We start from the raw sequence: 21,187 nt of genomic DNA, 5'->3' as shown, positions 1-21,187 counted from the left end.
ACCCCCGTTGGCATTGTCGGAGAGGCTTTCGCGTTTTCTGGCCCGCAAGGGCATTACCTACCAGCCACTGGAAACGGAGCCCGTCGCCAATCTGGACGCGGCGGTGCTTGCTTCGGGTAAACCCCAGCATGACTTTATCAAGGCGACCCTGCTGATCGATATCAATGGGGTGGTTATGGTGGTACACCGTTTTGACAGCACGCTTGATATGGATGCTGTGCACCAGTTCACCGGTCGGCGCCTGCAGCCGCTGACGGCGCGCCAGACTTCCCGGTTGTTCGGGGACTGTGACGCCGGATTTGTACCTCCGATCGGAGCCGCCTGGGAGCTGCCGGTTCTGGTGGATGAAGATGTAGTGACAGCCGAAAGTGTGATCTTCTCCGGCGGCACGGACCACAGCCTGGTTGAAATGGACGGCCGGGCCTTCCGTCTGGCCCAGGCTGGCGCCCGGCAGGGACATCTGGTTATTCGTGGTCAGGGCGTGGAAGATCGCGAAGCCCTGACTCTGGAAGACGTGGCAGACAAACTGCAAAAGCTTTATCGGCTGCCGCCAATGCCGGCCCTGGCATTACGAATCCTGCGGCTGACCGCCAATACTGAAGCGACGGCCAAAGAGCTGGCCGAGTTGATCGAATTCGACCCCAGTATGACGGCGCAGATCATGCGCTATGCCCGATCAGCGCTGTTCAACTACCCCGGCCAGATAAACTCTGTACAGGAAGCGGTCACCCGGGTCCTCGGTTTTGACCGGGTTGCCCACATTGCCCTGGGTATTGCCTCGGTGCGGGCGTTTGATGTGCCCCGCGGAGGCATGCTCGGCATGGATAATTTCTGGCGCCACTCGCTTTATTGCGCGTTCCTGTGCCAGAACCTCGCCGCCTATTCCGGCCGCGACAAAGGGCTCGCCTATCTGTGCGGATTGCTGCACAACTTCGGCCTGCTGCTGGTGGGCCATCTGTTTCCAGCGGAGTTTGAAGAGCTCAATGCTCTGCGGGAAATCAACCCGGAGGCAAGCATGCACTCGCTCGAGCAGGAAGTGTTTGGCCACAGTGAGCGCCAGGATATTCTGGCTGTTGGTCATGGTGCCATTGGCGGTATTCTGCACCGGCTGTGGCAGTTGCCGGAAGCTGTGATCAAAGCCGCCGGCATGCACCAGCACATCGGATTCCATGGCGAGCACGAGGAATATGTCCAGATGGTGCAGCTGGCCAATGCCATGCTCAAGGAGCGTGGTATCGGTGACGAACTCAATCCTGACGACCTGCCGGCACTGGTTGAGAGCCTTGGGCTCCGGGCGGATGTGCTGGAGCGGGTTCAGAGCGACATGGACCAGGTGGCTTCCGATCTGGACGTGCTGGCGTCTTCCCTCGCTTCCTGATTATTCCCAGCCCTGCACCGGCCGTTGAGGCAGCTGACAGCCCAGCATTCGGACAATGATACGGAGGTCGACTTTCTCTGCCGGGTGTGAGTTCGTATAATGCTGCCTCGTTTTTGTGCGTGTGCGCCGGATACACGGTCCGGAGCCTTCGAGAGGTTGTCGCAAAGGCAGAGGTCTTTGCCATAACTTTTCAAACGATAATATAAAGCAATGGGAGCACAACGTTATGCGAATCATTATGTTAGGCGCGCCAGGCGCAGGTAAGGGCACCCAGGCCCAGTTTATTACCGAGCGTTTCGAGATCCCCCAGATTTCCACGGGTGATATGCTCCGCGCTGCGGTCAAAGCCGAATCCGAGCTGGGCCTGCAGGTTAAAGAGGTTATGGCGTCTGGTGGCCTGGTGTCTGATGACATCATCATTGCCCTGATTGAAGAGCGTATCCAGCAGCCAGATTGCAAGAACGGCTTCCTGCTGGATGGCTTCCCGCGCACCATTCCCCAGGCTGAGGCCCTGAAAGACCAGGGTATCGCCATCGACTACGTGGTCGAAATCTCGGTTGAAGACGAAGAAATCGTCAGCCGCCTGTCTGGCCGTCGTGTACACGAGGGCAGTGGCCGCATCTACCACGTTAAATACGATCCGCCCAAGGTAGAAGGCAAAGATGATGAGACCGGCGAAGCGCTGATCCAGCGTGAAGACGACAAGGAGGAGACCGTTCGCAAGCGCCTCAAAATCTATCATGAGCAGACAGCGCCGCTGGTGGGCTTCTACCAGAGCTGGGCAGAGAAAGCCCCGGCCGATGCGCCCAGGTATGTGCGCGTTGAAGGCGTTGGCAGCCTCGACAGCATTCGCGATCAGATTCTGTCCCAACTGAAGTGATCGAAACCGGCTCAGCCCCGGAGGCGTGAATCTGTGAAACTTCTGGCACTGGATACCTCATCCGAGGGCTGTTCCGCGGCACTCTGGCTGGATGGCCGGGTGACCGAGCGATTCGAGGTGGCCCCACGGGGCCACACTCGCCTGTTAATGCCCATGGTTCGCGAATTGTGCGCGGAGCAGGGCCTGTCCCCAATCGATCTCGATGCGCTGGCGTTCGCCCGGGGCCCAGGCTCTTTCACCGGTCTGCGGATTGCAACCGGTGTAGTGCAGGGATTGGCCTGGGGCCTGGATATCCCCGTGGTTCCAGTGTCGTCCCTGGCGGCGGTGGCGCTCGCGGCAATCGAGACTCACGCTCTGCAGGAGGGCGACTGCATTGCGGTGGCCTTTGACGCCCGCATGGGGGAGGTTTACTGGGGCGTGTTCCGCTGTCAGGCGGGGCTTCCAGTGTTGCTGAGCGAGGAGCGGGTCTGCCCGCCTGATGCGGTGACTCTGCCAACGGATCTCAGTGGCAACTGGTACGGCGCCGGTCAGGGCTGGACCCTGAAAGAGCAGATGCCCGGTGAGCTCGTTGAACGCCTCTCAGCCATTGACGATACGTTGTTGCCGGCAGCGGCCCAGGTGGCGAAGCTGGGCGAACAGGGTATGGCGAACGGGTTGGCGGTGCCAGCAGAGCAGGCACAACCGGTGTATATCCGGGACGAAGTGGCCTGGAAAAAGTTGCCCGGAAGGGAGTGAGCCCCGCTCCAACCGCCGTCTTTGCATTCTGCACCAGATCCTCCATAATGCGATGACGACTCTGAATCCTTACCCCGGTGGTGCGTTATGATTGGCGGCATCAATCCCTCAAATCCTTCGTTGTACCAGGCGGGTAATAACGCCCCGGCCCGGGAACGCACGGATGTTTCCCGCACTCCGGCGGCGGACCCCCAGGCACTTGCCACGGGTGATGTTCGCAACCAGCTCAATATCGCCCGTCAGGATCAGGACACGGCCCCAGGCAATCCGGCACAACCCGGTGGTACCGGGCCGGAACTGGACAGCCGGCGTGTCGAAGCCCGACGCGCGGCAGAAGATGCCCGGCTTGAACGCTTCCGCGCAGACGAAGTACCGCTTCCCGCCGCCCGCGCGCTGTCGGCTTTTGCCGGCGTTGCCGCTGCCGGGCAGGAATTTGAGAGCGGCAGCGTGCTGAGCGGAATTGATATTCTGGTCTGATGCCGTCGTCTTCCTCTCACACCGAGCTTCCGGATTCCTCGTCTCTCCGTCACATCCTGGCCGTTGCTCATAGCCCCTTGGCTGAACCGGGCGTAGCCCGTGCGCTGGCCACCGAGCTGGGGCTTGACTGGCTGGGCGTGGTCGCCCCCAAACAGGTTCGCAACTACGGTCTTCTATTGTTCATGGACGAGCATGGGCTGGCGTTGCAGCAAACCGGTAAAGGTGCGCCCGGGCCGGTCAGGGCGGAATTCGTCAGTGGCAAGATGGGCTACCGGCGCGAGCACGGTGGTGGCGCTGGCCAGTTGGTGGCGCGCGCCGTGGGTATGCAGAAAACCCGCGCTCCGTTGCAGGTGCTTGATGCCACCGCCGGCCTCGGCCAGGACGCCTTTGTACTGGCCTCCCTGGGGTGCCAGATGACACTGTTCGAGCGTAACCCGATCATTCATGCCCTGTTGGCCGATGGCCTGTACCGGGCTAGCCTGAATGAGGCTTGTGCACCGATTGTGGCGCGAATGACGCTGCACTCTGGCAACTCACTGGACTGGATGAACCAGGCAGGACCCGAAGCCGTCGATGTGGTCTATCTGGACCCGATGTTTCCGCATCGGGACAAGTCTGCGCTGGTCAAGAAGGAGATGCAGGTGTTCCGGCAGGTGGTGGGTGATGATGACGACGCCAGCCAGCTACTGGAGGCCGCGCTCGGCTGTGTCCGCTATCGGGTGGTGGTCAAACGCCCCCGCAAGGCACCCGCGATCGCCGGACCGGAGCCGGCTGCTCGGGTTGAGGGTAAAAGCAGTCGCTACGACATCTATCCGATCCGGGCGCTGCCGGCCTGACAGTGCCGCAGCGATCTGTCAGGCGTCGAGCATGGTGACCTGCTGGATCGCCTGGCGTTTCTCCACGCTCAGAACCAGACGGGCGTCTTCCGCCACTTCATCCAGACCCTCGCCATAGCACAGCCGGCCGTCTTCATCGGTTGTGAGAACGCCGTTTTTCTGCATATTGGCGATGAAGTTCCGGAACAGGGTCTTGTCAAAGAACTCCGGTGCGTTCAGGCCGAACAGAATCGACATCCGTTCCGCCAGCAATGTGCTCTGTTCTTCCAGCTCTGCTGCCGTCAGGTTGCCGGAGCCATATTTTCTGAGTATGCCCAGGGTGATGTGATAGCGTTCCAGGGTCTGGATGATGAAGCGGGACAGAATCCGCGACCGCAGCATCGCTTCGGTACCTTCCTCGGGCCGTCCCAGCCGCTTATCCTCAAGCCTGATCAGCAGGCCCTGGTCCACCAGTACATCAATCCATTGGTTGATCACCGCGTCTACCTGTTCCTGATCATACTGCAGGAACAGCTCTGACTGCAGGTAGGGATAGGCGACGCTGGTGAGGAAAACGATTTTTTCCCGGCTCAGGCTGGCCTTGTTCTCGAACAGGCTGGCAATGAGCGCTGGTAGAGCAAACAGATGCTGGATGTTGTTGCGGTAGTAAGTCATCAGGATGGCGTTCGAGCCCTCCAGGGCAATAATGTCGCCCAGTTTCTGGGGCTGACGGGTAATCAGCCCCATGTTCTCGCAATAGGCAATCCAGTCCCGGCCGCTGCCTTCGGGCAGGGTAATGGTTTCGGCATAGGGATAGGCGCGGAGCAGGTCAGCATACTTGTCCAGCAGGCGGATCAGCTGGCCCTCATCCATCGCCAGCCGCTCAGTGCCCAGCAGAACGGTGGCCGTCATGCCAATCGGGTTCACGGCCACCGAGGCGTTGATGTTGCTGGCCACACGCTGGGACAGATTATCAACGGCCTGGTTCAGCCAGGACGGGCGATACTCGGCGTCATAGGCTTCGTGGCGCCAGCTTTCGTGAACATCGTCCAGCACCTTGTCCAGGTGGATTGGATCACCGAAGTTGACGGCAACGCGACCAAACGAGTTGGTCAGTTTGCGAGCGGTCTTGGCGAGACCGAAAATGCTTTCTTTCTGTTTCTTTTTCCCGCGCAGCTCGCCGAGGTAGGAGCGCCCTTCCATGACCTTCTCGTAGCCGATGTACACCGGCACAAAAACAATGGGCTTGCGGTGATCCCGCAGGAAGCTGCGCACGGTCATCGACAGCATGCCCGGGCGTGGCGGCAGCATGCGGCCGGTCCGGGAGCGGCCACCCTCGACGAAATACTCCACCGAGTAGCCCCGGGTGAACATCACATGCATGTACTCGTTGAACACGGTGGCATAGAGCGGGTTGTCCTTGAAGCTGCGGCGCATGAAAAACGCGCCGCCACGGCGCAGGATTGGCCCCACGATGGGCATGTTCAGGTTGATGCCTGCCGCAATGTGGGGCGGCATCAGGCCGTTTTTGTAGAGCACATAGGACAGCAGCAGGTAATCGATGTGGGAGCGGTGGCAGGGTACGTAGACCACAGCGTTGTCCTGTGCCGCTTCCTTGGCTACCCCAATGTTGTGAATGGCAATGCCGTTGTAGATCCGGTTCCAGAGCCAGGCCAATACCAGCTCCAGGAAGCGAATAGTCACAATCGACATGCTGGCGGCGATCTCGTCTGCGTATTTGTAGGCCTTGGCGCGGACCTTCTCCGGGGGGATGTCGTCCTTCGCTGCAGTCTCACGGATGGCTTCCTTGACCGCCTGGGTGCGTACCAGCCCCTCCACCAGGGTGCGTCGATGCGACAAATCCGGCCCCAGCACCGCCTGGCGTACACGACGGAAGTGGGTTCGCAGAATTCGCGCCAGCTTGCGGTTGGCCTTCTGTTCGTTGTCGCGATACTCGTCCACCACCTGCCTGAGTGACAGCGGTTGGTTGAACTGCACGTAGGTGTTGCGGCCATGCACCAGAATAATCAGAAATTTCTGCAGGCGGCCCGCGACTGACCAGGTGTCTGAGAGCAGCAGCTTGACCAGGGACTTTTCCTTGTCGGGTGAGCGACCCCAGAACAGCGAGACGGGCACAATCTGGACGTCCTGATCCGGATGTTCCAGCCCGAAGTGGACCAGATCAGTAAATTCCCGGGTAGGCACCGGCTTGTGCCGGCCGCCCCGAAACAGGCCGCCAATGCGTTTGTAAAGGAAGAAAAACGAATGCGAGGGCCCGTTCTTGACCGGCAAGGTATCTGTGGCGCCCGGTAACCGGGCCCGGATGACTTCCTGCTCCAGCACCAGCCGGCTCGAAAGTGAGCTGTACTGGAGCACGTAACAGACGGGTTTGTCCGGGTCCAGCCCGAGGGCTTCCAGGGTATTGCCACTGACATCAGTCCTGACCCATAAAAACAGGATCTTTCGGAAAAGAGACAGGATCAGGCTGCGAATGCCCTGATAAAGTCGCATAAACGGTTACTCCGGTCCTGGAAACAGGCGCCAAGTTTAACGGGTTGGGGCGGTAGCGGAAAGTCGTGCACCAATTCTTGGTGATGAATGTGATGTGGTACATTTCGGGACTGGTATTCAGGCAGCAGGAAAGGCAGGGCATGGCAGACGACAAGGCACAGTGGGTACCCGGGTGGAATGAGGCCTCGCCGGAGCAGGGTGATCTGCTGCTGGCGTTCACGGGCAGCAGTATTCTGAAGCCGGCGGATGGCTGGTTCCTTCGCTGGGGTGGCCCGGAAATGGGTGGAAGCCGTCCGGAGGCGCTGTCCCTGGGCACCTGGGAGGGCCGCCCTCTGTATGTCACCATGCTGCCGGACACGGGTGTGCCGGGCATGCAGACGCTGTCCCTGCGTGAGGCCATGCTGCTCACGCCCGAGGCGCCGGCGGATCTGCTCAGCACCGGTTATCAGGTCTGGCAGTGGTGGCAGGACCATCGTTACTGCGGCCGCTGTGGAGAGAAAACCGGATCCCATCCGCGCGAACGGGCACGCTGGTGCAACCGGTGCGGCATCCCCTGGTACCCGCGCATTGCCCCTTGCATCATTACCGTCATTCGCCGGGACGACCGCCTCCTGCTGGCAAAATCCGCGCGGGTTACCCGTAACTTCTACAGTCTGATCGCCGGTTTTGTCGAGCCGGGCGAGAATCTGGAGCAGGCGGTAGCCCGGGAGGTGATGGAGGAAACCGGTTTGGCGGTGACCAATATCCGCTACCAGGGCTCGCAGCCCTGGCCATTTCCTCACCAATTGATGCTAGGCTTTTTTGCCGACTACGAGAGTGGTGAATTGCGGTTGCAGGAAGATGAGCTGGCGGATGCCGGCTGGTTTACCGTGGATGAACATCCTCCGGTTCCGCCGGAAACCACCATAGCAGGGCGATTAATCAACGCCCTGAAAGCAGAGATTACTGCCGGCAATGGTGGTAACCACCATGATTGACCGTCGCCCGAGGGTGCTGGTGTTTGACTCCGGGGTCGGTGGCCTGAGTGTCGCCGCCTGTATCCACCAGACGTTGCCCGGTGCGGAGCTTGTTTACCTGGCGGATAATGCCGGCTTTCCCTATGGCGACAAGCCCGAACAGGTGGTGATAGAGCGCTGTTGCACGCTTATACGGCGGTGTCTGGCCCGATTCCCCTGTGATGTGGTGGTGGTGGCCTGCAATACCGCCAGTACCGTTGTCTTGCCCGAGCTCAGGGCCGCCATTGATGTGCCGGTGGTGGGGGTGGTGCCGGCTGTCAAACCGGCGGCGGCCTGTTCCACCAATCGCCGCATAGGCCTTTTGGCGACACCGGCGACCGTCAAACGCCCGTATCTGGATGATCTGATTCAGGAGTTTGCCCGGGATTGCGAGGTGGTCCGCCTTGGTCATCCGGCTCTGGTGCGCTGGGCAGAGGAATTGGTCGGCGGCTCTGCGCCGGATCAGGTGGAGGTGGATGAGGCCATGGTGCCTCTGCGGACGGCCGGTGTCGACACGGTGGTTCTGGGTTGCACCCATTACCCGTTACTGTTGCCCTGGTTGCGCAAGGCGTTACCGGAGGTGATGCACTGGGTGGAGTCTGGCGAGGCGATTGCTCGCCGCGTGGCCTGGTGGCTTGATCAGGCGGGGCAGTTGGCCGGTGCGCAGACGCCACCGGACCACTCCGGGCCGGTGGTGATCAGTGCCTGCTTTTCCGGTGATGCGCCGGAAGACCTGGGCCCGTTCATGTCGGAAATGGGCATCCCGGTGGGGGGGGTGGCCAGCCACTGGCCCGGCGTTACAGTAACCGGGTCAGTTTGAACATGGCGAGGAATTCCAGAGCCGGGATCGCCCGCTTGTGGCAGCAGTAGGTCTTGAAGCCATCGCCGCGGAAACGTGATTTGGTGAACTCCAGCCCCTTGAAGTTGTACAGGAAGTTTCCTTTCTCATAGATGCCGTGGAGCATCTTCTTGAGCAGTCGGCTTTCCTGGTGTTCCGTGGCCTTGTCCAGGGACAGGGGAATCAGGCCCAGGTCCAGAAATGGCACACCCTCGGCCTTGAACACATCCATGGCGTGGGCCATCAGGGTATAGAAGATACCCTGACGGAAATCCGCGTTGGCGCGGGAGATGTTGGGCACATAACTGATAATTTCGTTGTTGCGATAGATCGGGTCGAAGTAGATAAAGCCGACGGCCTTGCCATCCTGATAGGCGTAGAAATGGCGTTCGTTTTCCCGATAATCCATTTCCATTGGGCGAATCAGGAAACGGATTTCGTTGCTCTTGCATTTTCGGGTGCGAATCCACGCTTCCGATATTTCCCGCGTGTGGTCATCACTGAAACGCTCTTTCACCGTGATCCCGTTCTTTTCGGCCTGGTTCAGGGCGGTTCTCAGAATCTGCTTTTTCTTGCCGCTGAGGGACCATTTGCGCAGGTCGATGCGGGATTCGCTGCCAAACTGGGTGCCGTAGAGCCCGAAGCGTAGATGCAGGAAATCCACCACCGGTTTGGAGACCTGGATGTAGCAGGCATTCGGGAACTTCTGGTGGAAGCGCTCCAGAATCACCGGGAAGTTCTCGGGTGCGCAAACCGGGTCTGACAGCACAAAGGTGCCGCCCCATTTACGCATGTAGGCCACGTAGCCCATCCCTTCAACATCGAAGTACTGCATCCCCGGCTGCAGAGTCGAGAAGGATTGTGAGTGCACGCCGAACTGCTTGAGGTAGTTCACCCGCTCTGAAAACGTAAACTGTCCGTCGGTGAGTCCCTGGGTACGGTCCAGTGCAAGAATCTGGTCTGACATGATGACGCTCCCGATAACCTGTTGTTGTTTTTGGTGTCAGCGGTTCAGGCCTGTTTTCGGCCGAGGATGGACCAGTAGCAGTCCATGTTCAGAAGCTTGAAGTGCTTCTTCTCGGTTACCTGCAGGCCCAGGCGCTGCATGTGCTCGGGGTAGTTGTAGATCTTGTGGAAGGCGTTGTTGGCAAACAGCCAGAAAATGAACACCGCCATGTACCAGTAGAGTTTCTTGAACATGCGGGACAGGATGTTACCCGTCGGGTAGCAGAAGTCGCCGACAACCACTCTGGCATCGGCCTTGCCCAGGCGAATCAGGTGCTCGAGCACCTTCACCATCATGTCTTCGTCAAACACGTTCAGGAAAAAGTTGGCGACCACCATGTCATATTGCTCGAACTCATCCACCTTCATGATGTCGCTGTGGATGCGGCGTATGGTCAGATGAGGCGCTTCTTTATGCTGGGCATCGGCGAATTTGCGCAGCATGGTCTCGGACAGATCGACCACGGTTACCTCGGCGCCCAGCTCTGCGGCCCGGATAGCGTCCCGGCCGTGGCCGACACCGGCAAAGAGAATGCGGTCTCCGGGTTTTACCGTTTCCACATCCAGCATGGCGGTCTTGCAGCGATGGATGTTCTTGCCGCTGTAGAGATTGCTGAGAAAATCGTAGACGGGGCCAATATACTTGTACTTGTCGCGCATGATGACTGCTGCCTTCTTCTTGTTCCCTGGTTGTCCGCCACCGTTATTGTGATTGTTGCTCCGACAGCCTGTCGGACATTCCGGTGATCGGTTACTGATAAACCGAGCTTAGAGAAGGGGTAGGTTGAAAGATGTGCAGTACTGCGCATTTCCGGATACACAAAGTAACGTAAGGATACACTTTGCAAACCGGGTCAATGTTTTGGTTCAGAGTGTCAGACAATCGATAATCGTTTTAGCCGGTATGTGCGAAGGCCGGCCCATCTTTGGCCAGCAACCGTGTAATGTCGGCGGCGGGTCGGGCGGGGCCGTAGAAGAAGCCCTGAACCTGGTGACAGCCGAGGCTTTTCAGGTACGCAAGTTGGTCGTCGGTTTCCACACCTTCGGCCACAATCTCGAGTTTCAGGCCGTGAGCCATGGCGATAATGGCGTTGACGATGCAGGCTCCGTCTTCGCCACTGCGTATGGCTTTAACAAAGGACTGGTCCACCTTCAGAGTGTGAATCGGTAGACGGTGCAGGTAATTGAGCGAGGAATAGCCGGTACCGAAATCGTCGATGGCGATGCGCACGCCGGTGGCGGCCAGCTCCTTGAGCTTGCGGCTGATCTGTTCAAGATCATTCATGATCACATTTTCTGTGATTTCGATTTCCAGGTTATCGGCCGGGAAGTTGTGGGCGGCCACCCGGTTCATCAGGGTTTCGACGAATCTGGGGTGCTCCACCTGGCTGGGGGAGAGGTTCACCGCCAGGCGCAGGTCGGAATGCCCGCTACTGATCCAGCGGCCCACGTCGCGGCAGGCCTGATCGATAACCTGTTCACTGAGTTTGCCAACCAGCCGGGTTTCTTCTGCCAGGGGCAGGAAATCCCCGGGGTAGAGCAGTCCCCGTTCAGGGTGCTGCCAGCGCACCAGGGCCTCCAGGCCCACCACCCGGTTGGAACGGGAGCATACCTGAGGCTGGTAAAACACCCGGAGCTCGTTGCGTTCCAGTGCCAGGCGAAGATCCCGTTCCAGGCTCAGCCGGTTGGCGGTGTTGATGCTCATGCTGTCGGAATAGAAGCGATAGCCATCTTTACCCCGCGCTTTCACATGGTACATGGCGATATCGGCGTTCTGTATCAGCAGATCCATGGTCTCGCCGGCTTCGGGGAATACTGAAATCCCGATACTGACCCCCACAAAGACCTCGTGGTCTCCCAGCTGGAACGGCGCTTTCAGAGCGTTGATCAGTTTACGGGCAATGTTCCTTGCGTCGTCGTTGCCGTGAATGCTCGGCAATAACAGGGTGAATTCATCGCCCCCGAAGCGGGACAGGGTGTCTCCCCGGCGCAGGCACTTTTCCAGTCGATGCGTGACCGCCTGCAACAGGCGATCTCCCATGGCGTGTCCGAGCGTGTCGTTAACCACCTTGAAGCGGTCCAGGTCCAGAAACATCACGGCAAGTTTCTGCTGGCTGCGTCGTGCATGGGTGATGGCCAGTTCCAGCCGGTCTTTGAACAGAGCCCGATTCGGCAGCCGGGTCAGCAGGTCGTGGTAAGCCTGGAAATTGATGAAGGCCTCGGCCTCCTTGCGCTCGGTGACATCGCGGGCGATGCCATAATAACGCGCTGGCTGGCCGGTGCAGCCGCCCTGGGTCTTGCCGGTCTGGGGCCAGGTTTGTGGGTCTACCGGGAAGGCGGTGATCTCGAAATGACGGGTGGCCTTGCGGCTACCCCGGGTTTTCAGGCGGACCTCCAGCACCCGGGGATTGTCGGCAGAGATGTTGGGGCCCTGCAGAGCATAGGTGCCACGGGCCACGTCCCGGTCATCCAGTATGTGGCGGAAATGCTGCCCGCAGAGCTCTGAGGGCTGATAGCCGAGCAGGCTTTCGACCTTGTTGTTGATGAAGCAGATATGCCCGGTTTCATCGAGCATGAACACGATGTCCGGCGAGCTGTTGACGATATAGCGGTGCAGAGCCTCGGATTTCTCCAGCCGGGACTGAACCATCTCATGGGCGCGAATAAGCGACTGCTTGCCCAGAACCCCTTCTACAGTTGCCAGCAATTCTTCCGGGTCAAAGGGTTTACGGATGTAATCCAGTGCGCCCCGGCGCAGGGCCCGACTGACGGTGCTGAAAGACGACTCTCCGCTGACCACAATGACACCGCAATCCGGCTGCAGCCGGCCGGTTTCCGCCATTACCTGGAAACCGTCCAGCTCTGGCATGTTCAGATCCAGCAGGGCCAGATCATAGGCTTGCCGGTGAAGCTGTTCACAGGCCTGTCGCCCACCGTGGGCTTCTGACACCTCAAAACCCCGGCTCCGGAGGAGGTCGGCCAGGGTTTTGAGCAGGCGTGGCTCGTCGTCTGCCACCAGGATACTGGGGCGTCGTGAAAGGCTGGAGGACTCTGTGGTCTGTTCGCTTGCCATGGCTGTGTGTCCGTGGTTTCGTCGTCAGTCGGTGTCGTTATCGTTATGACTTGCCGCCGGCAGCAGTATCCGGAAGGCCGTGCCCTCCTGTCCGGTGTGGCAAGCAATGATGCCCTCCATGTCATCAATCAGTTGTTTAACAATGCTCAGCCCCAGGCCGCTATGGCCATCTCCCTTGGTGCTGTTGACCGGTTCAAACAGTCGGCGTTGCAATGGCTCCGGAATGCCGGGACCGTTATCGGTGACCTGTAACTCAACCCAGCGTCGCCGGTTCTGAAACAGGGGTGCCGTGGTTTTCAGCGTGACGGTTCCGGGCCGCTCTCCAAAGCCCTCAACTGCGTTTCTGACCAGATTAAGGACGATCTGGCGGACCGCAGAGGGGGCTGCCTGTACTTGAGTGTCCGCTTTGCAGAGGTGCAGGTGAAGCTCCCGGTGATCGTCATGGAACAGGCTATCCCGAAGGATTCTGCCCAGACCGGTCAGTTCTTCGTTCAGATCGGTGTCGGAGCCTGTTGCTTCGGCTGCGTGCTGGCTGATCTGCAACAACAGGTTGCCGGCACGCTCGAGTTCTTCCTGAATGATGTTCAGCTCATCCTGAACATCTGGATCCTGGAGCCGGCTGCGCAGCTGGAACAGGTACTGGCGGATAATGGTGAGCGGGTTACTGACCTCGTGTACCTGTCGGCGCAGACGATCGTTCACCATTTGCTGGTCCGAGCCAAGGCGATCGGCAGATGACAGCTCGAGAACCGCTGAGAGTTCCCGGGTGAACAACTCTCCGAGGTTGCGCGCACCCGCCACTGTCTGGTCGTCGATGCCAATCACGAACACACTGTCCCCGGTTGCAACCGGGAGCGCCAGTAGTGAGGGTGCGGCCAGCAAGGAGCACAGCTGTTGATCAAGCACGGTGGGTTCGGTCTGATCCATGGTTGTGGTGGTGCCGGTTCTCAGAGCAGTGGTTAGCGCGCTGTCGCCGTAGGCTGGATTAACGGACATCTCCGGCAGTTGCCGGCAGGTGCCTGAACGTAGCGTAAGATCCTCACCCTCCCGGCTAAAGCAGAGCACGGGCAGACCGGTGATCAGTGCCAGGCTGCTGGCGGCTTCCGACACCAGTGTGGAGAGGTTTTCCGGGCCAGAGGCTGGCAACGCCAGCGCGGTTCGCACCATGGTGTGTTCCAGCAGCCGCTGGTTCAGCTGACGTCTGGCCTCGCGGGCATCGTAATCAGTATCCAGAGGGATACCGAGGGAGGCAGCCACGCTGGCAACCTCTTCGCCGATCTTCTTGTTGATCTCAAGGGTAAGATCTTCCTGCAACCCGAAGATGGTGGCCGCTGCCCCTACGCCTACGGCATCAGACAGAGCTAGCCGGGTAGAGAGACTGACCACCTTGACCAGGTGCCCGGCATCCCTCAGTTGTCCGGGCAAGGCCTGTTGATAGCGCATGGCATCGACAGCCATTGTGCCCAGCCCCCAGGAGGACACCAGCCCGGCGGCGATGTCGTTCTGCTGGTTCAGTATCTGTTGCTTGCGTTCGGGGCAGGGTGTTTTGATCGCAATGAGCTCGCCAATGTTATGCATCATCCCCAGAAGAAAGGCCTCTTCCGGTTCCGGGTAGCGGGTCAGCGTAGCCAGCGTCTTGGCCGTCAGTGCGGTGGTCAGGGAGTGCCGCCAGAAGTCCCTCAGTTGTTGCCACTCATCGCCTCCAAGTTCACACATCAGCTGTCGCAGGGCGGACGTCAGTAGCAGCGTCTGGAATTTTCGGGTCCCCAGTCTCAACAAGGCCTGTTCAACAGAATGGCTGGGAGCTCCCCGATGGTATAGCGCGGAACTGGTGAGGGCGAGTAACCGGGTAACGAGGGCGGTGTCGGCAGAAACGATACGACTGATTTCGCGATAGCTTTGACCGGAATGGCAGGCGTCCAGAGCGCGCAGGATAACCTCTGGAAGGCTCGGCAGCTGTAGATCTGACGCAATATCCGTCGCTGTAGTCATGGCACGCCCCTTTGGTCCTGCGCGGTCCGCTAATGGCCGTGCGCAAGCTTCCCTGTTCTGTATTGAAATAATATGACAGGGTGTTCATTCTTCTTGTTGGTCCCTGAGCTTAGACAATAATCCGTCTCTATTAAATACTTATTGGTGCTTTTTTAAGCAATCTATCATCCGGTCTGTGATATGTGTACCCTTTTTACAGGTTAAAATGTCGCTTATAGTGACAAGTTTAAGCGTCCAGGCTGTTTTTAATGGAAGTCCCCAAGCAGACACAAAGCCAGAACCCAGCGCAAAAATCGCGCCAGACCCGAACCATCGCCATTACGGGCGGAAAGGGCGGTGTTGGCAAGACCACGGTGGCGCTGAACCTGGCCATTGCCCTGTCCGAGCAGGGTCAGAAGGTGCTTCTGCTGGATGGCGATACCGACCTTGCCAACGTCAGCATTATGGTAGGTGCCTACCCTCAGCGCACGCTTGCCGATGTGGTGGCGGGGCGATGCGCCATGCAGGATATTATCATGACCACATACGGCGGGCTGGATCTGATCCCCGGTGCATCCGGTGTGCAGAGCTGTATGGAGATGTCGGAGCAGGGCGGTCTGGCCGTTCTGCGGGCCCTGCATGAGCTTGAGAACCGCTACGACACCGTTATTATTGATACGGCGTCGGGTTTACAGTCGGTGGGCTTGCATATGATTGCTGCTGCCGAACTGGCCTGTCTGGTTGTCACGCCTGATCCGGCCTCACTAACCGACGCTTTTTCTCTGATGAAGGTACTCAAACGCCGCGGCTACCGCCGGACTCCGGCAGTGATCGTTAATATGGCGCAGGGGGCCAGTCAGGCGCGCTCTGTGTTTCAGCGTTTTAATGGTGCCTGTCAGCGCCATCTGCAATGGTCGCTGCATTATCTGGGCGGGCTCTGGCGTGATGAAACTCTGCGTCAGTCAGTGCTGGACCAGATGCCGGTGACGGTGCTGCCGGCTTCGGACCCCTCCTGTCGTCAGTTTCACTCCCTGGCCGAGATGCTGAACGTTCATGTTGGCCGACTGCCCCCAAGAAAGGCGGGGATCGCCGCTTATTGGTACCGGGCCGCCAAACGCGCCACTGAGGCGGACGCAGGTAATGGTCGGAACAGTGGGGCGGATAAAAGCAGCCGGCAGCATTGTCTGGATCTGATCGCACAATTAGAAAAGGCCATGATATCGGTACCCGACGATGTCATGCTCAGATATGAAGCATTTACCCGGCTGTTTGCACTGTTGGGGCGCAGTCCCGATGCCGACACGGTGGAGATCATTCAGACCAGTCTCGCCGCCATGAACTGGGATAAGCTGCCGACTCGCGATCGCGCCAGTCTTGCTCGTCATTTGCGGCATTTGTCAGATGAGTTGTCGCCACCGCCGAGTGACCAGCCCCCCTCTCAGGCGGTTCATCACAGCCTTGAGGGGCCTCTGTATGACCGGGTCAGTTTTGGCGAGCAGGAGCAACTGGTACGCGCCCTGCGGGAAAAACCGGCCAATGTCTCACTGGACGACCTGTTGCGGGCGCTGGCGGGCAAAGACCGAACAGGCTCCTGAGGCAGCCGTTTCCGGGGCGATCCATGTGCCTTTTTAATTGTCATTTTATTAGCGTTTTTTGTGTCGTAATTTTGCAGTCTGTCACCGTGCTGTCACGTTCGTTGTGTGAGAATTGACCGATATCGTGGCTCGTGGCCCGCAATATGCAGGCACTCTGACAGGCGGTTGCAACAGGGAATCAGTGACGACGGGGAAAGGGATGTGCCCCGCCCGCACAGTACTGGCCGGCGTCAGATCGGCTTTAGTGATCTCAGAGAAGGAGTTCTATCATGGCAATACAGCAGGTACATCACGCTGACACTTCATCATCAAAGGTGCTCGGACAGCTACGCGGCAAGCGGGTTCTGATCACCGGTACCACCGGCTTTCTGGGCAAGGTGGTCCTCGAAAAGCTGATTCGGGCGGTGCCTGATATCGGCGCTATTTACCTGCTGATCCGGGGCAATAAACGGCACCCGGATGCTCGTTCCCGTTTCCTGGAAGAAATTGCCACGTCCTCGGTGTTTGACCGTCTTCGCGAGGCCGATTCAGAGGCATTTGACGCCTTTCTGGAAGAGCGCATTCACTGCGTGACCGGTGAGGTGACCGAAGCGGGTTTCGGGATAGGGCAGGAAGACTATCGCAAACTCGCCACCGAACTGGATGCGGTGATCAACTCCGCCGCGAGCGTGAATTTCCGTGAAGAGCTCGACAAGGCTCTGGCCATCAACACCCTGTGCCTTCGGAATATTGCCGGCCTGGTGGATTTGAACCCGAAGCTTGCGGTCTTGCAGGTCTCCACCTGCTATGTCAATGGCATGAACTCGGGGCAGGTCACCGAATCGGTGATCAAGCCGGCAGGCGAGGCCGTGCCGCGTTCCCCGGACGGCTTCTACGAGATAGAAGAGCTCGTTCGCCTGCTGCAGGATAAAATTGAAGACGTTCAGGCCCGTTATTCCGGCAAGGTGCTGGAGAAGAAGTTGGTGGACCTGGGGATTCGGGAAGCCAACCGCTATGGCTGGAGCGATACCTACACCTTTACCAAGTGGCTGGGCGAACAGTTGCTGATGAAGGCGTTAAACGGGCGCACCCTGACCATTCTGCGTCCTTCGATTATCGAAAGTGCCCTGGAGGAGCCGGCGCCCGGCTGGATTGAGGGGGTGAAGGTGGCAGATGCCATCATTCTGGCTTACGCACGGGAAAAAGTGACCCTGTTCCCGGGCAAACGCTCCGGCATCATCGATGTGATTCCAGTGGACCTGGTGGCCAACTCCATCATTCTTTCCCTGGCGGAAGCTCTTGGAGAACCCGGTCGGCGCCGCATTTATCAGTGTTGCAGCGGGGGCGGCAATCCAATCTCTCTGGGTGAGTTCATCGACCATCTCATGGCGGAATCAAAAGCCAATTACGCTGCCTACGATCACCTGTTCTACCGGCAGCCCAGCAAGCCGTTTCTGGCGGTTAACCGGGCGCTGTTTGATTTGGTGATCAGTGGTGTTCGCTTACCGCTCTCCCTGACGGACCGTGTGCTCAAATTACTGGGAAATTCCCGGGACCTGAAAATGCTCAGGAACCTGGATACCACCCAGTCGCTGGCAACCATTTTTGGTTTCTACACCGCGCCGGATTATATCTTCCGCAACGATGAGCTGATGGCTCTGGCGAACCGGATGGGTGATGTCGATAAAGGGCTGTTCCCGGTGGATGCCCGCCTCATTGACTGGGAACTCTACCTGCGCAAGATTCACCTGGCCGGGCTCAATCGCTATGCCCTGAAAGAACGAAAGGTGTACAGCCTGAAAACCGCGCGCCAGCGTAAAAAAGCAGCCTGAAAAACGTCGCCGGGGCAGGAAAGCGCTTCTGCCCCGGTTTCTTCCTTCTGTTTTGGCCATTTCCTGCGGGCAAACTATCCTTGAGAGTATTACCTGGTAGTGGCCCGTCCCTGCCGTTATCGCTGCATTTCTGAGCAGGTTGCCCCTAATTGCCGGGCATCTTAGGACGTTAGTCTAATTCATTGTGCGGTGGCACACATGTTGAACTACAGGCATCTGTCTTGCGGGCGAAAAACGCCCGACCACCCTGAATTTAAAAACCGACAATGACAACAGACTCAGATCAAGGGGGAGCACAATGACTGACAAGCAGGTATATCCGGTAAGTCCGGAGGTCGCCGAGCGCGCACTGGTCAGCAAATCGCAATATGAGGAAATGTATCGCCAGTCCGTGGAGGACCCGAATACCTTCTGGGGCGAGCATGGCAAGCGTATCGACTGGATCAAGCCGTTCACCAAGGTCAAGAACAGTACCTACGATTACAACAACCTGTCTATCAAATGGTTCGAGGACGGTGTCCTGAACGCCTCGGCCAACTGCCTGGATCGCCACCTGGAACAACGTGGCGATCAGACCGCGATCATCTTTGAGGGGGACGATCCCTCGGTATCCCGGAATGTCACCTACCGGGAGCTCTACGAAGAGACCTGTAAGTTTGCCAACGTGCTCAAGGATCAGGGCGTCAAGAAGGGTGATGTGGTTACCATCTACATGCCCATGATTGTTGAAACTGCCGTTGCCATGCTGGCCTGCGCACGTATTGGTGCGATCCACTCTGTGGTGTTTGGTGGCTTCTCTCCGGAAGCTCTGGCCGCACGGATTGTGAACGGCAAATCCCGTTTCGTGATTACCGCAGATGAAGGTCTGCGTGGTGGCCGTGCCATCCCGCTGAAGAAGAACGTGGATTCCGCCCTCAAGCATGAGGACGACGCCAAGGTCGACAAGGTGATCGTGGTGTCTCGCACCGGTAACGATCAGGTGCCCTGGACCGAAGGCCGCGATCTGCGTTACGAAGACCTGATGAAGAATGCCTCGGCTGAATGCCAGCCAGAGCCGATGAATGCGGAAGACCCGCTGTTCATGCTGTACACCTCTGGCTCTACCGGTGCGCCGAAAGGCGTTCTGCACACTACCGGTGGTTACATGGTCTATGCCTCCATGACCCATCAGTACGTGTTCGACTATCACGATGGTGATGTTTACTGGTGTACCGCTGACTTCGGTTGGGTAACCGGCCACAGCTACATTCTCTATGGTCCGCTGGCAAACGGTGCCATCACTCTGCTGTTCGAGGGGGTGCCCAACTATCCGGACAGTTCCCGCATGGGGCAGGTGGTCGACAAGCACAAGGTCAACATCCTGTATACTGCACCGACCGCTATCCGCGCATTGATGGCGCAGGGTGAGTCCTGCATGGACGGCACCACCCGTAGCAGCCTGAAACTGCTGGGCTCTGTGGGTGAGCCAATCAACCCGGAAGCCTGGGAGTGGTATCACCGCGTAATCGGTAACAGCAAGTGCCCGATCGTAGATACCTGGTGGCAGACTGAAACCGGCGGCATCCTGATTTCTCCGCTGCCTGGCGCGGTGGACCTGAAGCCGGGTTCCGCGACGCTGCCGTTCTTCGGCGTTCAGCCGGCATTGGTTGATAACGAAGGCAACATCCTGGAAGGCAAGACCGAAGGCAACCTGGTGATTCTCGACAGCTGGCCGGGCCAGATGCGCACCATCTACGGTGATCACGAGCGTTTCATTCAGACCTACTTCAGCACCTATAAGGGCATGTACTTTACCGGTGACGGTGCCCGTCGGGATGAGGACGGTTACTACTGGATTACCGGCCGGGTGGATGACGTTCTGAACGTCTCCGGTCACCGTCTGGGTACTGCGGAAGTTGAGAGTGCACTGGTTGCCCACGACAAGGTGGCCGAAGCTGCCGTGGTAGGTTACCCGCACGACATCAAGGGGCAGGGCATCTACGTTTACGTAACCCTGGTGCAGGGCGAGGAGCCCAGCGACGAGCTCAAGAAAGAGCTGGTACAGTGGGTGCGTAAAGAAATTGGCCCGATTGCCTCGCCGGATGTGATTCAGTGGGCACCTGGACTGCCCAAGACCCGGTCTGGCAAGATTATGCGCAGGATTTTGCGTAAAATTGCCGCTAACGAGCACGATCAGCTTGGAGATACGTCCACTCTGGCTGATCCGGGCGTAGTGGATGAGCTGATCAGCAGCCGGGCGTTCAAGTAACGCCCCGCTGCTGGCACTAACCTGTGAGGAATCTGTTGAATGACACAAACAATTATCGTCGCTGATGATCACCCGCTGTTTCGGGCAGCATTGAAACAGGCGGTCAATCAGGCGGTGCCGGATGCCGAGACGGTGGAGGTCGACAGCATCAAGGCGCTGCAGGCGGCGGTAGAGTCGCACCCGGATGCGGACCTGATCCTGCTGGATCTGAACATGCCGGGTGCCCATGGCTTTTCCGGTCTGGTGTTCATGCGAGGCCAGTATCCGGGTTTGCCTGTGGTGGTTGTGTCCGGTTCAGAGGATCTGCAGGTGATGCGCCGTTCGATTGATTACGGTGCTTCCGGCTTTATTCCCAAATCGGCACCTTTGCCGACCATTACCGAGGCGATACAGGCGGTGCTGGAGGGGGATGTCTGGCTGCCGGAGGGTGTCGCCGACAAGATTGAGCGGATGCAGGCTGAGACCACGGATTTCTCTGAGCGTCTGGCGTCGCTGACACCGCAGCAGTTCCGGGTGTTGGGGATGCTGGCCGAGGGGCTTCTGAACAAGCAGATCGCTTACGATCTGGATGTTTCGGAGGCGACGATCAAAGCTCACATCACGGCGGTGTTCCGCAAGCTTGGGGTTCGTAACCGGACTCAGGCGGTGATTGCCATTCAGCAGATGGAGCTGGATCCTTCGGAGCAGTCGCTTTCGGGGAGTTGAGGCTTTAGCTTTTCAGTTTGTTTCAAAACGGGAGCCTTTGGGCTCCCGTTTTTGTTTGTGCGCCAGGCATGGCGCGCAGCGCCTGACTGGCGCTGTTCCCGAGGGTGGTGCCTCGGGATGACTTGGGGGTGAAAGTCCCCTGCACGCCCG

16 protein-coding genes are annotated in these 21,187 nt (G+C 58.7%); 11 read left to right on the top strand and 5 right to left on the bottom strand.

Features of this window, described 5'->3' with window-relative positions; translation table 11 throughout:
- Window positions 1–7 precede the first annotated feature (7 nt).
- The 5 genes from ACSSVV_RS06085 to ACSSVV_RS06065 all read left to right on the top strand — a co-directional run bounded on the left by ACSSVV_RS06085 (window position 8) and on the right by ACSSVV_RS06065 (window position 4,306).
- Window positions 8–1,378, top strand: coding sequence for an HDOD domain-containing protein (locus ACSSVV_RS06085; RefSeq protein WP_023010884.1), 1,371 nt, complete (start codon window positions 8–10; stop codon window positions 1,376–1,378).
- Window positions 1,379–1,604: 226 nt separating this feature from the next.
- Complete coding sequence (gene adk, locus ACSSVV_RS06080) at window positions 1,605–2,258, top strand: adenylate kinase (RefSeq protein WP_011785699.1); 654 nt, start codon at window positions 1,605–1,607, stop codon at window positions 2,256–2,258.
- Between the two features lie 33 nt (window positions 2,259–2,291).
- A complete protein-coding gene (tsaB, locus tag ACSSVV_RS06075) occupies window positions 2,292–2,993 on the top strand; it encodes a tRNA (adenosine(37)-N6)-threonylcarbamoyltransferase complex dimerization subunit type 1 TsaB (protein WP_454105736.1) in 702 nt (233 codons plus the stop codon).
- Between the two features lie 87 nt (window positions 2,994–3,080).
- A complete protein-coding gene (locus ACSSVV_RS06070; protein WP_113879889.1) occupies window positions 3,081–3,470 on the top strand; it encodes a UDP pyrophosphate phosphatase in 390 nt (129 codons plus the stop codon).
- On the top strand, window positions 3,470–4,306 hold the full coding sequence (locus ACSSVV_RS06065; RefSeq protein ID WP_113879890.1) for a class I SAM-dependent methyltransferase: 837 nt from the start codon (window positions 3,470–3,472) through the stop codon (window positions 4,304–4,306). Before ACSSVV_RS06070 ends, ACSSVV_RS06065 begins: the two co-directional genes overlap by 1 nt.
- 18 nt (window positions 4,307–4,324) lie before the next feature.
- On the opposite strand, the gene plsB is transcribed toward ACSSVV_RS06065, so the two are convergent.
- Window positions 4,325–6,796 carry a glycerol-3-phosphate 1-O-acyltransferase PlsB gene (gene plsB, locus ACSSVV_RS06060; protein ID WP_113879891.1) on the bottom strand — a complete coding sequence of 824 codons (2,472 nt, stop codon included), beginning with the start codon at window positions 6,794–6,796 and terminating at the stop codon, window positions 4,325–4,327.
- A gap of 140 nt (window positions 6,797–6,936) precedes the next feature.
- Here plsB and nudC point away from each other — a divergent pair, with 140 nt between their 5' ends.
- Together nudC and murI are read left to right on the top strand one after the other, a co-directional pair.
- Complete coding sequence (nudC, locus tag ACSSVV_RS06055; protein WP_454105735.1) at window positions 6,937–7,773, top strand: NAD(+) diphosphatase; 837 nt, start codon at window positions 6,937–6,939, stop codon at window positions 7,771–7,773.
- Window positions 7,766–8,611 (top strand): glutamate racemase, encoded by an 846-nt coding sequence (murI, locus tag ACSSVV_RS06050; RefSeq protein ID WP_454105734.1) that lies wholly within the window; start codon window positions 7,766–7,768, stop codon window positions 8,609–8,611. The genes nudC and murI overlap by 8 nt, the downstream gene beginning before the upstream one ends.
- Here murI and ACSSVV_RS06045 read toward each other — a convergent pair.
- The 4 genes from ACSSVV_RS06045 to ACSSVV_RS06030 all read right to left on the bottom strand — a co-directional run bounded on the left by ACSSVV_RS06045 (window position 8,589) and on the right by ACSSVV_RS06030 (window position 14,699).
- Window positions 8,589–9,596, bottom strand: coding sequence for a DUF2156 domain-containing protein (locus ACSSVV_RS06045; protein ID WP_014420787.1), 1,008 nt, complete (start codon window positions 9,594–9,596; stop codon window positions 8,589–8,591). The genes murI and ACSSVV_RS06045 overlap by 23 nt on opposite strands.
- Before the next feature lie 44 nt (window positions 9,597–9,640).
- Complete coding sequence (locus ACSSVV_RS06040; RefSeq protein WP_011785691.1) at window positions 9,641–10,294, bottom strand: class I SAM-dependent methyltransferase; 654 nt, start codon at window positions 10,292–10,294, stop codon at window positions 9,641–9,643.
- Window positions 10,295–10,529: 235 nt separating this feature from the next.
- Window positions 10,530–12,707: a putative bifunctional diguanylate cyclase/phosphodiesterase gene (locus tag ACSSVV_RS06035; protein WP_023010876.1), complete on the bottom strand. Its 2,178-nt coding sequence runs from the start codon at window positions 12,705–12,707 to the stop codon at window positions 10,530–10,532.
- Window positions 12,708–12,731: 24 nt separating this feature from the next.
- A complete protein-coding gene (locus ACSSVV_RS06030) occupies window positions 12,732–14,699 on the bottom strand; it encodes an HDOD domain-containing protein (RefSeq protein WP_023010875.1) in 1,968 nt (655 codons plus the stop codon).
- Between the two features lie 248 nt (window positions 14,700–14,947).
- On the opposite strand from ACSSVV_RS06030, the gene ACSSVV_RS06025 reads away from it, so the two are divergent.
- The 4 genes from ACSSVV_RS06025 (at window position 14,948) to ACSSVV_RS06010 (ending at window position 21,037) form a co-directional block, all read left to right on the top strand.
- Window positions 14,948–16,273, top strand: coding sequence for a MinD/ParA family ATP-binding protein (locus tag ACSSVV_RS06025; RefSeq protein WP_023010874.1), 1,326 nt, complete (start codon window positions 14,948–14,950; stop codon window positions 16,271–16,273).
- 269 nt (window positions 16,274–16,542) lie between these two features.
- Complete coding sequence (locus tag ACSSVV_RS06020) at window positions 16,543–18,084, top strand: fatty acyl-CoA reductase (protein ID WP_023010873.1); 1,542 nt, start codon at window positions 16,543–16,545, stop codon at window positions 18,082–18,084.
- Window positions 18,085–18,382: 298 nt separating this feature from the next.
- Window positions 18,383–20,332 (top strand): acetate--CoA ligase, encoded by a 1,950-nt coding sequence (acs, locus tag ACSSVV_RS06015; RefSeq protein ID WP_023010872.1) that lies wholly within the window; start codon window positions 18,383–18,385, stop codon window positions 20,330–20,332.
- A 39-nt stretch (window positions 20,333–20,371) separates the two neighbouring features.
- On the top strand, window positions 20,372–21,037 hold the full coding sequence (locus ACSSVV_RS06010; RefSeq protein ID WP_011785685.1) for a response regulator: 666 nt from the start codon (window positions 20,372–20,374) through the stop codon (window positions 21,035–21,037).
- The last annotated feature ends 150 nt before the right edge of the window (window positions 21,038–21,187 follow it).

The organism is Marinobacter sp. MBR-105 (genome assembly GCF_053628895.1).
The sequence above is the reverse complement of the archived record's forward strand: the minus strand, read 5'-3'. Positions and strand labels throughout refer to the sequence as shown.

Bases quoted from the DNA above. Each gene is read 5' to 3' on its own strand.
- adk (WP_011785699.1), top strand. From the start codon at position 1,605: ATGCGAATCATTATGTTAGGCGCGCCAGGCGCAGGTAAGGGCACCCAG.
- ACSSVV_RS06070 (WP_113879889.1), top strand. From the start codon at position 3,081: ATGATTGGCGGCATCAATCCCTCAAATCCTTCGTTGTACCAGGCGGGT.
- ACSSVV_RS06065 (WP_113879890.1), top strand. From the start codon at position 3,470: ATGCCGTCGTCTTCCTCTCACACCGAGCTTCCGGATTCCTCGTCTCTC.
- plsB (WP_113879891.1), bottom strand. From the start codon at position 6,796: ATGCGACTTTATCAGGGCATTCGCAGCCTGATCCTGTCTCTTTTCCGA.
- nudC (WP_454105735.1), top strand. From the start codon at position 6,937: ATGGCAGACGACAAGGCACAGTGGGTACCCGGGTGGAATGAGGCCTCG.
- murI (WP_454105734.1), top strand. From the start codon at position 7,766: ATGATTGACCGTCGCCCGAGGGTGCTGGTGTTTGACTCCGGGGTCGGT.
- ACSSVV_RS06045 (WP_014420787.1), bottom strand. From the start codon at position 9,596: ATGTCAGACCAGATTCTTGCACTGGACCGTACCCAGGGACTCACCGAC.
- ACSSVV_RS06040 (WP_011785691.1), bottom strand. From the start codon at position 10,294: ATGCGCGACAAGTACAAGTATATTGGCCCCGTCTACGATTTTCTCAGC.
- ACSSVV_RS06035 (WP_023010876.1), bottom strand. From the start codon at position 12,707: ATGGCAAGCGAACAGACCACAGAGTCCTCCAGCCTTTCACGACGCCCC.
- ACSSVV_RS06030 (WP_023010875.1), bottom strand. From the start codon at position 14,699: ATGACTACAGCGACGGATATTGCGTCAGATCTACAGCTGCCGAGCCTT.
- ACSSVV_RS06025 (WP_023010874.1), top strand. From the start codon at position 14,948: ATGGAAGTCCCCAAGCAGACACAAAGCCAGAACCCAGCGCAAAAATCG.
- ACSSVV_RS06020 (WP_023010873.1), top strand. From the start codon at position 16,543: ATGGCAATACAGCAGGTACATCACGCTGACACTTCATCATCAAAGGTG.
- acs (WP_023010872.1), top strand. From the start codon at position 18,383: ATGACTGACAAGCAGGTATATCCGGTAAGTCCGGAGGTCGCCGAGCGC.
- ACSSVV_RS06010 (WP_011785685.1), top strand. From the start codon at position 20,372: ATGACACAAACAATTATCGTCGCTGATGATCACCCGCTGTTTCGGGCA.